Here is a 15,960-nt window from a genome sequence, read left to right as displayed (position 1 = left end):
ATCGCACGTCGCCCGCGCGTTGTCACCGAGCCGACGTCATTCCGACGGGTGATGCACGACGACGGGTCGGCGGACGGTCAGGGCAACATCCAGCCCAGCACGGGGGTCGCCTGCAGCGCGATGACGGCCGCGAGGACGAGCAGCATGCCCAGGCTCCAGCCCAGCACCCGTCGCAGCAGCACGCCCTCCTGGCCCTCGATCCCGACCGCGACGGCCGCGATCGTCAGGTTCTGCGGCGACAGCATCTTGCCCAGCACGCCGCCGGAGGAGTTGGCCGCGGCGAGCAGGTCCGGCGGCAGGCCCGCCGTGTTCGCCGCCGTCACCTGCAGCGAGCCGAACAGCGCGTTCGCCGACGTGTCCGAGCCGGTGACGGCCACCGCGAACCAGCCGAGCACCGGCGACAGGAACGCGAGCGCGCCGCCCGCCCCGGCGATCAGCAGCCCGATCGCGGTGGTCTGCGCGGACGCGTTCATCACGTAGGCCAGCGCGAGCACCGACATCACGGTCACGATCGCCCAGCGCAGCTCGACGGCCGTGCGCCACCAGGTGGCGAGCGCCCGCCCCGCGCCCACCCGCAGCACGATCGCGACGATCACCCCGGCGATCACCATCAGCGTCCCGGCCGTGGACAGCCAGGTCAGCGAGAACTGCGTCGTCGAGTGCGGCTTGCCGGCCGGGTCGACGACGTCCAGGCCCGGCCACGAGAAGGCGATCTTCAACGAGTCGATCGCATCCTTGAGCCCCGGCACCTGGGCCAGCGCGAACACCGCGACGATGATCACGTACGGCGCGTACGCCCGGCGCACCTCGGCAGGGGAGTCCGGCGCGGGTGCGGCACCGGGACCACCTCCGGCCGCGACGGCGGGCTCGCGCGCGGCCCACACCGCGTTCGGCTGCAGCCGCGCCAGCCCGACGATCACGATCGCGCCGACCAGTGACGCGACGATGTCGGTCAGCTCCACCGAGACGAAGTTCGACGTCGCGAACTGGGCGACCGCGAACGCCACACCGCCGGCCAGCGCGGGGACCCACGCCTCGCGCACGCCGCGCCGTCCGTCGACGAGGAACACGAGGACGAGCGGCACGAACAGCGCCAGGATCGGTGTCTGGCGCCCGACGACGGAGGCGACCTGGTCCAGAGGCAGACCGCTGACCCGGGCCAGCGTGATCACCGGGACACCCATCGCGCCGAACGCGACCGGCGCGGTGTTCGCGACGAGCGCGACGATCGCCGCCTTCATCGGCCGGAACCCGAGCGCGACGAGCATGACCGCGGTGATCGCCACCGGAGCGCCGAACCCGGCCAGCGCCTCCAGCAGGCCGCCGAAGCAGAACGCGATCAGGATCGCCTGCGTGCGGGTGTCCGAGGACAGCGCGCCGAAGCTGCGCCGCAGCACGTCGAAGTGCCCGGTCGCGACGGTCATGTTGTAGACCCAGAGCGCGTTGACCACGATCCAGAGGATCGGGAACACGCCGAACACGGCCCCGTGCGTCGCCGCGAGCACGGCCTGGCCGACCGGCATCGCGAACCCGACGACGGCGACGACCAGGGACACCACGAGCCCGGACAGCGCGGCCCACTGGGCCTTCACCCGCACGACGCCCAGCAGCACGAACACCGTGGCCAGCGGCAGCACCGACAGCAGCGCCGACCAGGCGAGCGAGCCGCCGACCGCCTGCGGGTCCTGCTGGTAGGCGGCCAGGACGATCCCCGACGTCGCGGACATTCCCGTCATGGGCCACGAGTGTGTCACCCGGTCGTGGTCACGGCATCCGCTGCGGCGCAGACGATCTCCCACCGTGCGCGTGTCCGTGGTCCCCGGTGTGCTCCGGTGTTCGGACCGCCGAGGCGCCCGAACGGCGCGCGTCGGACCGTGCACGGTGCGGCGGAGAGGTCTGCTCGACCGTCGGGGAGCACGGCCCGCCGTCCCGGCCGGCTGCACTCGGGTCCCGGCGGCCGTGCTGGGTCCCGGCGTGCCGCATGTGTTGCGACGGGTGCGGCACGCCGACGGCGGGTGCGGCACATCGCATGGCGGGCGTGGCAGCGTGCCGTGTTCGGTCGGGGCGCGTCGTCGCCCTGCGCGGCCACGGTGCAGCACGCGCCACGGTCCCGACGGCGCGCTGTGTCGCCGGACGCGCTACGCCGCCGGACGCGGCGCTACGCCGCCGGACAACGGTCATGAGCCCAGTGACGAGGGGCTGCGGTCCGTGACGATGCGCCGGGTCCGGCCCTCAGCGGTGCGGCACCGCCGCCCCGCGGATGCTGGCGTCCAGGAGCTGGACCGGGTGCAGGAGCGGCGTGGTCTCGTCGCCGAGGTACTTGCCGATCTGCAGGAGGCAGCCCGGGTTCGCCGTGACGATGACGTCCGGCTTCGCGTCCCGGATCTTCCCGGCCTTGCGCTCGCCGAGCTCGGCGGCCGCGTCCGGCATCACCATGTTGTAGATGCCGGCCGAGCCGCAGCACAGCGACGCCTCGGCGACGTCCACGAGCTCCAGGTCCGGGATCGTGCGCAGCACCTCCCGCGGCTGGGAGCGCACACCCTGGGCGTGCCCGAGGTGGCACGCGTCGTGGTAGGCGACCCTGCCCTTGATCGGTGTCCGCGGAGCACGCGGGCCACCGGCTGCATCGAGGCTCGTTCCGCTACCGCTGCTCTCGCTGTCCCGGGAGTACAGCTCGGCCAGCACCTCGTGCACGTCCTTGCACCGCGCCGAGAAGGCGGCCGCCCGCTCGGCCCACTCCGGGTCGTCGGCGAGCAGGTGGCCGTAGTCCTTCATGGACGATCCGCAGCCCGCGACGTTCGTGACGATCGCGTCCACGTCCAGTGACTCGAACCGCGCGATCGTGCGCTTCGCCCTGCCGAGCGCGTCCTCCTCGCGGCCGGCGTGCACTTCCAACGCGCCGCAGCACTGCTGGCCGGCCGGGACGAGCACGTCGCAGCCCTCTGCGGACAGCACGCGGGCGGTGGCCTCGTTCACCCGGTGGAAGAACACGTCCTGCACGCAGCCGGTGAGCAGGGCGACCCGGCCGCGGCGCGCGCCGATCGCCGGCGTGTGGACCGGCAGCGTCGCGAACGCCTCCCGCACGGTCACCGGCGGGAGCAGCGACTCCATCGCGGCGAGCCGTCCAGGGAGCCTGTCGGCGAGTGCGCGGATCGCCGGGACCTTCCGCAGCTTCTGGTACAGCGCACCGGGCAGCGCCGCCGCCCGCAGCCGCCGCTTGTACGGGAACAGCGAGAAGATCGCGTCACGGAACAGCTTGTCGGCGCGTCCGCGCTCGACGTTGCGCTCGATCTGCGGGCGCACCGACTCGAGCAGCTTGTCGTACTGCACGCCGGACGGGCAGGCCGTCACGCACGCCATGCAGCCGAGACAGTTGTCGATGTGCTCGGAGAACGGACCTTCGAGCGCGATGTCGCCCTTGGACGCCAGGTCCATCAGCAGGATCCGGCCGCGCGGGGAGTCCATCTCCTCGCCCCACAGCTGGTAGGTGGGACAGGTCGGCAGGCAGAAGCCGCAGTGCACGCAGTCGTCGAGCAGTTCGCGCTCCGGCGGGCGGTGCGGGTCGAACGCGCTCGGGCCCTGCTGCGGGATCTTGGTCTCGGCCGAGCCGGCCGGGGTGGTCGTCACGTGCTACCTCACATCCAGGGGTCGAAGCGGCCGGGGCAGAGCCGGTCCTCCGGGTCGAGCTGGTTCTTGATCGCTTTCAGGACGGCGACGCCGGACGGCGCCGGGCCCCAGGCCGGGGCGTCGAGCGCGTCCGGCCGGTCCCGCAGTGCGGACGTGCCGTTCACGGCCGCGACGGCGTCGTGTGTCTCGGCGACGGACGCGTCCGGCACCGTGACCGTCGCGACGCCGGTCAGTAGTCCCGCGGTCACGCCGGTCGTCGGGAGCCCGCCGACGAGCGACGGCAGCCGCGCCGGCATCGTGCCGATCCGCACGACGGCACCCTGCCGCGGACCGGTGACCTCCGGCACCGCATCGGACCCCTCGGTCGGGAGCCCCGCTGTGAGGGCGGCGTGCTCGTCCCATACGGCGGCGTCGACCTCGTGCGCGCCGTCGCCGAGCAGCTCGACGAGCCGACCGACCCGATCGGGCAGCGTCGTCTCCCCGCCCTCCAGCCGGACCAGCAGCCGCGCGGCCGTTCCGGCGTCCTCGGAGATCCACTCGCAGGCGATCGGCTCCAGCGGGCTCTCCGCCAGCCGGACCGCGTGCGCGGCGGCGTCGTCCAGCCCGCACCCGACGGCCACCGTCGCCGTCGCCTTCGGGACCGGGTGCAGTCGCAGCACGACCTCGACCAGCACTCCGAGCGTGCCGTACGACCCGTGCAGCAGCTTCGCCACGTCGTAGCCGGCCACGTTCTTGATCACATGCCCGCCGCTGCGCACCATGGTGCCGTCGGCGAGCACCGTCGTCGTCCCGATCACGAGGTCCCGCATGCCGCCGTAGACCAGCGCCGACGGGCCGGCGTCGGCCGTCGCGACCAGCCCCCCGACGGTGGCGCCGCGGGCGACGCGACCGGCGTCGAACGCCAGCCGCTGGCCGTGCTCGCCGACCTCGTCGGCGAACTCGCGCAACGGGGTGCCGGCGTGCACCGACACCGTCATGTCGCCGGGGTTGTGGTGGATCACGCCGGACAGGCCGCTCAGGTCGAGCGTGGCGTCGGTCGGGGCGGGCCGTCCGGCCCAGTCGTACGCGGTGCCGGCGCCGGTGACCGCGAGCCGCCCCGGGGTGTCCAGGACGGCGTCGCGGACTTCCTTCGGCGTGGTGGGACGCAGCGTGGTGGGTGCTGTGCTCGTCATCGTCGGGTGGGTCCTCACGTCACAGGCGTTCGATGACGCCCTGCTCCTCGAGCGGGTGCGGCCGGTACCTGCCGGGCCGCTCACCGCACAGGCGCGGGGTGGGTAGCAGCTTGCCGGGGTTGCAGATGTTCTCGGGATCGAAGGCGGTGCGGATGCGGTGGAAGACCTCCAGGTCGTCCTCACCGAACATCCGCGGCATCGAGCAGGCCTTGTCGGTGCCGATGCCGTGCTCGCCGGACAGCGACCCGCCCATCTCCACGCAGAGCTCCGCGATGTCCTTGGACAGCTCCTCGGCTCGCTCCGCCTCGCCCGCGGCCTCGCTGTAGAGCACGAGCGGGTGCAGGTTGCCGTCGCCCGCGTGGAACACGTTGGCCACCCGGATCCCGGCCTTCTCGCCCATCTCGGCGATCCGGTCCAGCACCTCGGCCAGCCGGGTCCGCGGCACCACGCCGTCCTGCACGATGTAGTCCGGGCTGATCCGGCCGACCGCGGCGAACGCGGCCTTGCGCCCGCGCCAGATGTTCGCCCGCTCCTCCGGCGACGCCGCGACGTGCAGCCGGGTGCAGCCGTGCCGGTCACAGATCTCCTTGACGCGCTCGAACTGGTCGTCGCACTCCTCGACGGTGCCGTCCAGCTCGACGACGAGCGCGGCCGGCGTGTCCAGCGAGTACCCGGCCCCGGTCGCGCCCTCGGCGGCCTCGATCGCCAGCGCGTCCATCATCTCGACGGCGGCGGGCACGATCCCGGCGGCCACGATGTCGCTGACCACCCGCCCGCCCGCGGCGACCGACGGGAAGTCCGCCAGCAGCGTGCGCATCGTCTCCGGCGCCCGCAGCAGCCGCACGGTCACCTTCGTGACGATGCCGAGCGTCCCCTCCGAGCCGAGGAACACGCCGCGGAGGTCGGGGCCCTGCTGCTCGCCGGAGTCCGCTCCCAGCGTGACCACCGACCCGTCGGGCAGCACGACCTCCATGGACAGCACGTGGTTCGTGGTGAACCCGTACTTCAGGCAGTGCGCGCCGCCGGAGTTCTCCGCGACGTTGCCGCCGATCGTGCACACCTGCTGGCTCGACGGGTCCGGCGCGTAGTAGAGGCCGTGCGGGGACGCGGCGCCGGTGATCTCCAGGTTCGTGACGCCCGGCTCCAGCACGGCCCGGCGGTTCTCGGGATCGATCTCCAGGATCCGGTTCAGCCGGTTCAGGCCGATCACCACGCCGTCGGCGACCGGCAGCGCGCCGCCGGAGAGCCCGGTCCCGGCTCCGCGCGCGACGAACGGGATCCGGTGCTCAGCGCAGATCCGCACGCTCGCCGCGACCGCCTCGGCGCTGCGCGGCAGCACGACGAGCGCGGGCACGACGCGGGCGCCGGTCAGCCCGTCGCACTCGTAGGTGCGGGTGCGTACCGGGTCGTCGATCACGTCGGCCGCGCCGACGGCGGCCACGAACTCCTCCCGGACACGGGGGTCCAGAGCCATCGGGCGACCTCCTGTTCTCCGCGGTGCCGTTCGGGGTACCCGGCCCGGCGAGCGTACGACGGGCCCCCGACAGAACGCCTGCGCAGAAGTCGGACCCGTGTTCCCCCTAACTTCCATGATGCGGAAACAAAAGTCCACTGGTAGAAATCCGGGGAGACGACAACCCGAGCGAGAAGGTGGTTCCGGTGAACCGGTCCGAGCGTTCCGGCCTGCAGGTCGACGAGAACCTGCTGTCCTTCGTGGAGGACGAGCTGCTGTCGGAGGTGGAGCTGGACGCGAAGGACTTCTGGTCCACGCTCGCCCACCTCCAGGAGCGCTTCGCGCCGCGCATCGCGGACGCCCTGGCCCGTCGCGACGACGTCCAGGCACGGATCGACGCCTGGCACGCCGAGCACGGCGTCGGCTCCCGCGACGACTACGAGACGCTGCTGACCGAGCTGGGCTACCTGGCGCCGGAACCGGAGAGCGCGCCGACGATCGACGTGGACCGCGTCGACCCGGAGATCGCCGAGGTGCCCGGGCCCCAGCTCGTCGTGCCGTCCACGAACGCGCGCTTCGCGTTGAACGCCGCGAACGCCCGGTGGGGCTCGCTGTTCGACGCGTTCTACGGCACCGACGCGCTGCCGCAGGACCACGAGCTGGACAAGGGCTACGACGAGCGCCGCGGCGCCCAGGTCATCGAGGCCGCCGACGATCTGCTCGACGAGCTGTTTCCCCTGGCCACCGGCTCGCACCGGGACGTGACGGCGTACCGGCCGTCGACCGAGGGGCTGGTCGCGGACACCACGAACCACGGCACCGTCGGACTGGCCGACCCGTCGCGGTTCGCGGGTTTCAACGCCGACGGCGACACCGGCAACGTGCTGCTGGTCCGCAACGGCCTGCACGTCGACCTCGTGATCGACCCGAGCACGCAGGTCGGGCGCCAGCACCACGCCGACGTGAGCGACGTCGTGCTGGAGTCGGCCGTCACCACGATCGTCGACCTGGAGGACTCGGTCGCGACCGTCGACGGCGAGGACAAGGCGCTCGCCTACCGCACGTGGCTCGGGCTGATGACCGGAAACCTCGTCTCGGAGTTCCAGAAGGGCGGCGAGACCGTCACCCGGCGGGTGAGCCCGGACCGCGAGTACACCGGCGCCGACGGCAACCCGCTCACGCTGCAGGGCCGCTCGATGATGCTGGTGCGCAACTGCGGCCACCACATGACGACGAACGCGGTGCTCACCGCGGACGGTCACGAGGTCGCCGAGGGCGTGCTCGACGCGCTCGTGTCGGCCGTCGCGGGCGTCTACGACCTGCAGGGCATCGGCCCGTACACGAACTCCCGCGCCGGCTCGATCTACATCGTGAAGCCGAAGCAGCACGGCCCCGAGGAGGTCGCGCTGACCGTCGAGCTGTTCGCGGCCGTCGAGGAGGCACTCGGCCTGGACACGAACACGATCAAGATCGGCATCATGGACGAGGAGAAGCGGACGACGCTCAACCTCGCCGCCGCCATCGGCGAGGCCGTCAACCGGGTGATCTTCGTCAACACCGGCTTCCTGGACCGCACCGGCGACGAGATCCACACCTGCTTCGCGGCCGGACCGGTGCTGCGCAAGGGCGACATGAAGTCGACGACGTGGCTGCAGACCTACGAGGACCGCAACGTCGACGTCGCGCTCGAGGCCGGGTTCGAGCACAAGGCGCAGATCGGCAAGGGCATGTGGGCCAAGCCCGCCGCGATGGCCGAGATGCTGGAGCAGAAGATCGGCCAGCCGAAGGCGGGCGCGAACACGGCGTGGGTGCCGTCGCCGACGGCCGCGACGCTGCACGCCCTGCACTACCTGCGCACCGACGTGCACGCCGTCCAGTCCGAGATCGCGAAGCGGGACAAGGCCGACCGCCGGAAGCTGCTCGAGCTCCCTGTCGACGCGGGCGTGGCGGACCTTTCCGACGAGGACAAGCGCTACGAGCTGGAGACGAACGCGCAGTCGATGCTCGGTTACGTCGTGCGCTGGGTCGGGATGGGTATCGGTTGCTCGACCGTCCCGGACCTCGAGGGCACCGGGCTGATGGAGGACCGCGCGACGCTGCGGATCTCGTCGCAGCTGATCGCGAACTGGCTGGAACACGGCGTCGTCGACGAGCAGACGGTCCGGGACACGTTCGCGCGCATGGCCTCGCTGGTCGACGAGCAGAACCGGGGTCAGGACGGCTACCCGCCGATGGCGCCCGACCTGGACGGCAGCGAGAGCTTCCAGGCCGCGCTGGAGCTCGTGTTCGCCGGCAAGCAGGAGCCGAACGGCTACACCGAGCGCGCCCTGACCACCTGGCGTCAGAAGGCGAAGGCTCGCGCCTGACCCACCCCATCCCGGTGATCGCCGGTCGTGGAGCGGGACGGCCGCCGAGCGAACGATCTGCTCCACGTCCGCCGATCATCGACCCGATGTCCACCCTCGGACGGACGCGGGACGGGGTGCGCGGTCGTAGCGTCGACGTCGTGACCACCACCACGAGCACCGACGACCTGCCCCGGATGCCGTTCGCCCGCGACGACGTCCTCGAGATGGCCCCGCAGCTCCGCGCACTGCAGGAGTCGGCACCGATCGCGCACGTCCGTACCCCGGCCGGGGACGTGGCGTGGCTGGTCACCGGCTACGACGAGGCGCGCGCACTGTTCGCCGACCCCCGGCTCGGGCGCTCGCACCCGGACCCGGAGAACGCCGCGCGGATCTCCAGCTCGGTGATCTTCGGCGGGCCGATGGGGGGCAGCCCGGAGACCGAGCGCGCGAACCACACGATGATGCGCAAGCTCCTCGCGCCCGCGTTCTCGGCGCGGCGGATGGGCCGGTTGCGTGAGCACGTCGCGGGACTGGTGTCCGACCGGCTGGACGCGCTCGCCGCCGCCGGAGCGCCGGCCGACCTGCACGAGATCCTGTCGTTCCCGCTACCGGTGCTGGTGATCTGCGAGCTGCTCGGCGTGCCGTTCGAGGATCGGGACCGGTTCGCCGGCTGGTCGGAGGACATGTCCCGGCTCGACGACCGGACGCTGGCCGAGCAGGCCGCAGGCCGGCTGCAGGGCTACATCCGCGAGCTGATCCAGCGCAAGCGCACCGACCCGGGCGAGGACGTGCTGTCCGACTTCGCCGGGATGGTCGGCGACGGACCGCAGGGCGAGGCCGCGCTGGACGGGTTGGCGGGTCTCGGGTCCGGCCTGCTGTTCGCCGGGCACGAGACGACGGTCGGGCGGATCGACGTCGGGGTGCTCCTGCTCCTCGATCGCGACGGCGAGTGGGCGGCCCTGGCCGCGGACCCGTCGCGTGCCGACACGGCCGTCGAGGAGATCCTGCGCCTGGCCGCCCCCGGCAACGCGGGCGGCATCCCGCGCTACGCGCACGAGGAGATCACGGTCGGCGACGTCGTGATCCGCACCGGCGACGCGGTGCTGCTCTCCCCGGTGGCGGCGAACCGCGACCCGAAGGCGTTCCCGGAACCGGAGCGCTTCGACGCCGAACGCGGCGGCAGCCACCTCGCGTTCGGCCACGGGCCGTACTTCTGCGTCGGAGCGAGCCTCGCCCGCGTCGAGCTGACCGAGGTGTTCCGGGCGCTGCCGGCCCGCTTCCCGGGTCTCGCGCTCGCCGTCGACCGGTCGGAGATCGAGGTCCGCGGCAACGTGCTGACCGGCGGGATCCGGACGTTGCCCGTCACCTGGTGACGTCGCGCCGGACTGATGACAGTCGCTGTCATCGGAGGTGCTCGTGAACGACACCGTGACAGCCGCCCGCGCCGCGCTGGGCCCGGCCTGCGCAGACGGCGCACGCGGCGGCGTCCCAGCTCGCCGACGCCTTCCCGGGGCGGCTCGTGCTCGGTCTCGGCGTCGGATACCCCGACCAGGCCGCGATGGTCGACCCTGAGGGCGTCGACGCGCTGGAGCGGCTCGCCCCGGCGTTGATCTAGTTTCGACGGCGTGCTCGAACTGCGCGTCGCCTCCCTCGACCACCCCCATGCCGTCGCGCTGAACGACGAGGTGCAGGCGTACTACGCGCGGGTCTACGGCGAGGTCGACCTCACCCGGCTGGAGACGGCGCAGTTCCTGGCGCCGCGCGGGACCTACCTGATCGGCTACGACGACGGCGTCCCCGTCGTGTCCGGTGCGTGGCGGTCGCTGGACCCGGCGGAGGCGGGCGGCGACCCGGTCCGCGACGGCGACGCGGAGATCAAGCGGATGTACGTCGTGCCCGCCGCTCGCGGGCTCGGGTACGCCAGGGCGCTGCTCGCCGGGCTCGAGCGCACCGCCGTCGAGCAGGGGCGCACCCGGATGATCCTGGAGACCGGGACAGCGCAGCCGGACGCGATCGCGCTGTACCGCAGCAGCGGCTACGAGGCGATCGCGGTGTTCGGTGAGCACCGTGGTGACGAGCGCTCGCGGTGCTTCGCGAAGCCGTTGGTGCCCGCCCCGGCGCCGTGACCGGTGAGAAGGTGTCCCTTCTCGCCGTCGAGTGACGGGCGTTCTGTCGTACCCGGTCGATAGGATCGACCACATCCCCCGCGCGCTGCCCCGGCGAACCGGGGCCGTTCCCGCCCCCGACGACGCGCGCCCGTACCGCGGCCGCGCCGCTAGGAGCTTCGCACCGTGCTCGTGATCGTGATCGCCCACCTGGTGGTGGCGGGCGCGTGTGCGTGGATCGCGCGGCGCAGCCGGGCGGCGGCGTTCGCCGTCGCCGCCGTGCTGCCTGCGCTGACGCTGGTGTGGGCGCTCGCGCACGCCGGGCAGGCGCTGGACGGCGGGGTGTCGGACCGCATCGAGTGGGTTCCGCAGCTCGGACTCGGGTTCAGCCTGCGCCTGGACGCGCTCGGGCTGGTGATGGTCGTGCTGGTCAGCGGCCTGGGTGCGCTGATCCTGGCGTACAGCGTGCGGTACTTCGGGCCGACCAGCCGGGACGCGCCGCGCACGGCGGCGCTGCTGCTCGCGTTCGCCGGGTTCATGCTCGGGCTCGTCCTCGCCGACGACCTGCTGACGCTGTACGTGTTCTGGGAGCTGACGTCGATCGCGTCGTTCCTGCTCGTCGGTCAGGGCGGTCTGCACAAGGCGAACCGGCGGGCGGCCGTGCAGGCGCTGCTGGTCACCGTGTTCGGCGGGCTGGCGATGCTGCTCGGCATCGTGCTGCTCGGCCACGCCGCGGGCACCTACGTGATCTCCGAGATCGTCGCGGCGCCGCCGACCGGTGCGGCCGCGACGGCCGGGATCGTGCTGATCCTGCTGGGCGCGCTGACGAAGTCCGCCCAGCTCCCGTTCCACCCGTGGCTCCCGGCCGCGATGGCTGCCCCGACGCCGGTCAGCGCCTACCTGCACGCCGCGTCGATGGTGAAGGCCGGCGTCGTGCTGGTCGCACGGCTCTCGCCCGCGTTCGCCGTCCGTCCGGAGTGGTGGGTGCCGGTCGTCGTGCTCGGGCTCGCGACGATGCTGCTCGGCGGCTGGCGCGCGCTCACCGAGCCGGACCTCAAGCGGCTGCTGGCGTTCGGCACGGTCAGCCAGCTCGGCTTCCTGATGGTGCTGTTCGGCTCCGGCAGCCGGATCGCCGCGTACGCCGGCATCGGGATGCTGCTCGCGCACGGCCTGTTCAAGGCGCCGCTGTTCATGGTCGTCGGCACGATCGACAAGGTCACCGGCACCCGGCGGGTCGACGAGCTGTCCGGGCTCTGGCGGCGGCTGCCCGGACTGGCCGCCGTGGCGACGCTGGCGGCGCTGTCCATGGCGGGCGCCCCGCCGCTGCTCGGCTTCGTCGGCAAGGAGGCCGCGTTCCAGGCGTACCTCAACGAGGGCGGGCTGCGTGGATGGTTGGTGGACCTCGGCGTGCTGGCCGGGGCGATCCTGACCGTCGCGTACACCGCCCGGTTCCTGTGGGGCGCGTTCGCCACGAAGCCCGGTGTCGAGCGGACCGAGGCCGCCCGGCCCGGGCCGGTGCTCACCGTCCCGGCGTGGATCTGCGCCCTGTCCGGCCTGGTGCTGGCGCTGGTGACGTTCGTGCCGGACACGCTCGCGACGTCGTACGCCGCCGCCTACCCGGAGCGCTCCGACCCGGTCGCCGCCGGCTACCACCTCGCGATCTGGCACGGCCTGGGCCTGCCGCTGCTGGAGTCGGCGATCGCGCTCGTCGTCGGCCTGGCCATGCACGTGATGCGGCACCGCGTGGCCGCCGTCGCCGGGGCGATCACCTCGCCGGTCTCCGCCCAGCGCGGATACGAGCGCATCGTCAGCGGGCTGGAGCGGCTCGCCACGTTCGTCACCGGGCGCCTGCAGGCCGGCTCGCTGCCCGCCTACCTCGGCGCGATCATCGTGACGATGCTGGCGCTGCCCGGCGTCGCCGTCGTCCGGGCCGTCGTCGACGGTCTGCTGCCGCCGCTGCCCCGCTACATCGACGCGGTCGCGCAGCTGCCGCTGGGCGTCGCCGTCGTGCTGTGCGCGCTGGCCCTGCCGAAGGTGCGACGACGGTTCACCGCCGTCGTGCTCGTCGGCGCCATCGGGTACGGGATCGGCGGGCTGTTCATCGTCGACGGCGGCCCGGACCTCGCCCTCGCCCAGTTCCTGGTGGAGACGCTGACGCTGGTCGCGTTCGTCTTCGTGCTGCGCCGCCTGCCCGCGCACTTCGACCGGCCGCGTGTCGCACCGCCGTCGCGCCGGGCGACCGTCAGCAAGGCGGTGCTGGCCGGTGTCGCGGGCACCATGGTCGCGCTCACCGCCGTGCTGCTCTCCGCCGCCCGCACCGCGCCGTCGACGGCCAGTGACGCCTACGTCGCGCAGGCCCGCGACGGGACCGGCGCCGACAACGTGATCGCCGCGATCCTCGTCGACTTCCGGGCACTGGACACGGTCGGGGAGATCAGCGTGCTGCTGATCGCCGCCGCCGGAACGGCGAGCCTCGTGCTGGCCACCCGGTTCGACCGCAGGCGCCGCCGCGGCGACGGTGTCGACGCGATCGACAGCGGGGCAGGGTCCCCGGAGCACGAGAAGGAGGTGCTCGGATGACGGCCACCCCGCAGGAGAAGCCGCCGGAGGAGGTGCCGTTCGCCGACTGGGACGCGCCCGCCGAGGAGTGGACGCTGCCGGGGGAGTGCGCCGACACCGCCCAGCGCACGCTGCTGCTGGAGACGGCCGCGCGGCTGCTGTTCCCGCTCGTGCTCGTGTTCTCGGTCTACCTGCTGATCGTCGGGCACTACGGCCCCGGCGGCGGCTTCGCTGGCGGGCTGACCGCCGGGCTCGCGTTCGTGCTGCGCTACATCGCGGGCGGCGGCATCGAGGGCGCCCAGATCGGCTCCCGGATCCGGATCCGGCCGCCGATGCTGATCGGGCTCGGGCTGACCCTGGCCGTGCTGACCGCGCTGCTGCCGGTCGCGTTCGGCGAGCCCGTGCTGGCCAGCGCGAAGACCACGTTCGGCGTGCCGCTGGTCGGCCAGGTGGACCTGAACACGAACCTGGCGCTGGACGTCGGCGTCTACCTGCTGATCGTCGGGGTCGTGCTGGACCTGCTGCGCTCGCTCGGCAGCGGGATCGAGCGGGACGCGGTGTACGCCGGGGACCGGGTGGAGGACGACCGGTGAACGGCATCAACCTGGCCATGGCCCTCGTGCTCGCCGTGCTCTACTCGGTCGGGTTCTACCTGCTCATGCAGCGGTCGCTGATGCGGATCCTGATCGGCATCGTGGTCGTCGGGCACGGCGCGAACCTGCTCCTGCAGCTCGCGGGCGGCCCGCCGGGACGTGCACCGGTGCTCGGCGTCGCGGCCCCCGAGGAGTTCACCGACCCGCTCCCGCAGGCGCTCGCCCTGACCGCCATCGTGATCACGTTCGCTCTGACGACCTACCTGCTCGCGCTCGGCTACCGCTCGTGGGTGCTCACCGGCGACGACACGGTGCAGGACGACATCGAGGACCGCCGGATCGCGGCGCTGTCCCGGCCGGAGGGCTCGATGGGCGAGGACGCCACCGAGGGCACCGACCCGGAGGCCGACGAGGACCCGGGCTCGGCCGCGGCCTCCGACGAGCCGGACGAGCAGCCGGACGGCCCGGAGAGCGGCGAGGCCGTCCCCGCCGGTCTGCCGGCCGGGCGGGACGAGCCGGCGCGCGACGAGAAGGCGGACCCGTCGTGACCCCGCACTCCGCCCTGCTCACGGCGCTGCCCGCGGTCGCGGTCCTGCTGCCGATCCTCGGTGCCGCGCTGTCGGTGATCGGATCGCGATCGGCGCGGCTGCAGCGGATCATCGGCATCGTCGTGCTCGTGCTCGTGTCGGCGATCGCGGCCGTGCTGCTGGTCGCCGCGGACCGGGGCGGGCCGGTGGTCACCGAGCTCGGCGGCTGGCCCGCGCCGGTCGGGATCGTGCTGGTGGCCGACCGGCTGTCGGCGCTGTTGCTGCTGATCTCGACGGTCGTCACGCTGGCCGTACTGGTCTACGCGATCGACCAGCGGATCTCGGACTACGGGCGGGAGACGCCGTCGACGACGTTCCACCCGATCTTCCTGCTGCTCTCGACGGGTGTCTCGCTGGCCTACCTGACCGGCGACCTGTTCAGCCTGTTCGTCGCGTTCGAGATCATGCTGGCCGCGTCCTACGTGCTGATCACCCGGCGGACGACCGCCGTGCAGGTGCGCTCCGGGATGACGTACGTGATCGTCAGCCTGGCGTCGTCGCTGCTGTTCCTGACCACGATCGCGTTCGTCTACGCGGCCACCGGGACGGTGAACCTCGCCGACCTGGCCGAGCGGGTCCCGCAGCTGCCGCCGCTGCTGACAACGGTCCTCGGGCTGATGGTCGTCGTCGTGTTCGGGATCAAGGCGGCGATCTTCCCGCTGCACTTCTGGCTGCCGGACAGCTACCCGAACGCCCCGGCACCGGTCACCGCCCTGTTCGCCGGCCTGCTGACCAAGGTCGGCATCTACGCGCTGCTGCGGACGCAGACGCTCGTGTTCCCGCACGACCGCCCGTCGCTGCTGCTGCTCGTCGTCGCCGGCCTGACCATGGTCGTCGGTGCGCTCGGTGCGCTGGCACAGAGCGACCTCAACCGTCTGCTGTCGTTCCTGCTGGTCAGCCACATCGGGTTCATGCTCGTCGGGCTCGCCGTGTTCGACGCGTCCGGGGTCGCGGGGACGGCGCTCTACGTCGTCCACCACATCACCGTGCAGGCAACCCTGTTCCTGGTCAGCGGCCTGATCACCCGGCGGACCGGGACGGTGTCGATCGACGCCATGGGCGGGCTGCTGAAGATGTCGCCCGGTCTCGCGCTGCTGTTCGCGATCCCGGCGCTGACGCTGGCCGGCATCCCGCCGACGTCCGGGTTCGTGGCGAAGCTGGCCCTGCTGGAGGCCGGGGTGGGGGCGGGGGTGGCCGGGTCGCTCGCGGCCGGAGTGATCGTGTTCGCCAGCCTGCTCACGCTCTACGCGATGGCCCGCGTCTGGGTGCGGGTGTTCTGGGGCAAGCCGAAGGAACCGTTGCCGGACAACGACCCCGGTGACGAGCTGGTCGTCGGCACCGCGCGCACGTCGACGCCGATGTTCGTGGCAAGCGCCGCGCTCGTCGGGGTCAGCGTGCTGATCGCGGTCGCCGCCGGTCCGCTGGCCGAGGTGACCACGCGGGCGGGCTCCGACCTGATCGAGCGCGCGCCCTACGTGGACGCCGTGCTCGGGCCGGGGGTGGCGGCGCCGTGAGC

At 72.8% G+C, this 15,960-nt stretch carries 11 protein-coding genes; 7 read left to right on the top strand and 4 right to left on the bottom strand.

Annotation, left to right across the window (positions count from 1 at the left end; translation table 11 throughout):
• Positions 1–77: 77 nt before the first annotated feature.
• The 4 genes from EV378_RS06565 to EV378_RS06550 form a co-directional block, all read right to left on the bottom strand.
• Positions 78–1,727, bottom strand: a complete 1,650-nt coding sequence (locus tag EV378_RS06565; RefSeq protein WP_132427511.1) for an L-lactate permease — start codon at positions 1,725–1,727, stop codon at positions 78–80.
• 505 nt (positions 1,728–2,232) lie between these two features.
• Entirely contained in the window at positions 2,233–3,627 is a 1,395-nt protein-coding gene (locus tag EV378_RS06560) for a (Fe-S)-binding protein (protein WP_132421804.1), read from the bottom strand.
• 8 nt (positions 3,628–3,635) lie between these two features.
• Complete coding sequence (locus tag EV378_RS06555) at positions 3,636–4,799, bottom strand: FAD-binding oxidoreductase (RefSeq protein ID WP_132421803.1); 1,164 nt, start codon at positions 4,797–4,799, stop codon at positions 3,636–3,638.
• Positions 4,800–4,818: 19 nt separating this feature from the next.
• The gene (locus EV378_RS06550) at positions 4,819–6,273 is read right to left on the bottom strand and encodes an FAD-binding oxidoreductase (RefSeq protein ID WP_132421802.1); all 1,455 of its coding nucleotides are present in this window, start codon (positions 6,271–6,273) and stop codon (positions 4,819–4,821) included.
• A gap of 185 nt (positions 6,274–6,458) precedes the next feature.
• Between EV378_RS06550 and EV378_RS06545 the strand changes: the two genes are divergently transcribed.
• The 7 genes from EV378_RS06545 (at position 6,459) to EV378_RS06510 (ending at position 15,958) form a co-directional block, all read left to right on the top strand.
• Entirely contained in the window at positions 6,459–8,618 is a 2,160-nt protein-coding gene (locus EV378_RS06545) for a malate synthase G (protein ID WP_132421801.1), read from the top strand.
• A 140-nt stretch (positions 8,619–8,758) separates the two neighbouring features.
• A complete protein-coding gene (locus EV378_RS06540) occupies positions 8,759–9,973 on the top strand; it encodes a cytochrome P450 (RefSeq protein WP_341540410.1) in 1,215 nt (404 codons plus the stop codon).
• 252 nt (positions 9,974–10,225) lie between these two features.
• The gene (locus EV378_RS06530) at positions 10,226–10,726 is read left to right on the top strand and encodes a GNAT family N-acetyltransferase (RefSeq protein ID WP_132421799.1); all 501 of its coding nucleotides are present in this window, start codon (positions 10,226–10,228) and stop codon (positions 10,724–10,726) included.
• Between the two features lie 165 nt (positions 10,727–10,891).
• A complete protein-coding gene (gene mbhE, locus EV378_RS06525; RefSeq protein WP_132421798.1) occupies positions 10,892–13,285 on the top strand; it encodes a hydrogen gas-evolving membrane-bound hydrogenase subunit E in 2,394 nt (797 codons plus the stop codon).
• On the top strand, positions 13,282–13,857 hold the full coding sequence (locus EV378_RS06520) for an MnhB domain-containing protein (RefSeq protein WP_132421797.1): 576 nt from the start codon (positions 13,282–13,284) through the stop codon (positions 13,855–13,857). Before mbhE ends, EV378_RS06520 begins: the two co-directional genes overlap by 4 nt.
• Entirely contained in the window at positions 13,854–14,405 is a 552-nt protein-coding gene (locus EV378_RS06515; RefSeq protein WP_424511208.1) for a Na(+)/H(+) antiporter subunit C, read from the top strand. The genes EV378_RS06520 and EV378_RS06515 overlap by 4 nt, the downstream gene beginning before the upstream one ends.
• Complete coding sequence (locus tag EV378_RS06510) at positions 14,402–15,958, top strand: Na+/H+ antiporter subunit D (protein WP_243653315.1); 1,557 nt, start codon at positions 14,402–14,404, stop codon at positions 15,956–15,958. Before EV378_RS06515 ends, EV378_RS06510 begins: the two co-directional genes overlap by 4 nt.
• Positions 15,959–15,960 lie beyond the last annotated feature (2 nt).

The organism is Pseudonocardia endophytica, assembly GCF_004339565.1.
Classification (GTDB): Bacteria; Actinomycetota; Actinomycetes; order Mycobacteriales; family Pseudonocardiaceae; genus Pseudonocardia; species Pseudonocardia endophytica.
The sequence above is the reverse complement of the archived record's forward strand: the minus strand, read 5'-3'. Positions and strand labels throughout refer to the sequence as shown.

What these genes read in the sequence shown, in the direction of transcription:
- EV378_RS06565 (WP_132427511.1), bottom strand. Translation starts at nt 1,727, where the DNA reads ATGTCCGCGACGTCGGGGATCGTCCTGGCCGCCTACCAGCAGGACCCG.
- EV378_RS06555 (WP_132421803.1), bottom strand. Translation starts at nt 4,799, where the DNA reads ATGACGAGCACAGCACCCACCACGCTGCGTCCCACCACGCCGAAGGAA.
- EV378_RS06550 (WP_132421802.1), bottom strand. Translation starts at nt 6,273, where the DNA reads ATGGCTCTGGACCCCCGTGTCCGGGAGGAGTTCGTGGCCGCCGTCGGC.
- EV378_RS06520 (WP_132421797.1), top strand. Translation starts at nt 13,282, where the DNA reads ATGACGGCCACCCCGCAGGAGAAGCCGCCGGAGGAGGTGCCGTTCGCC.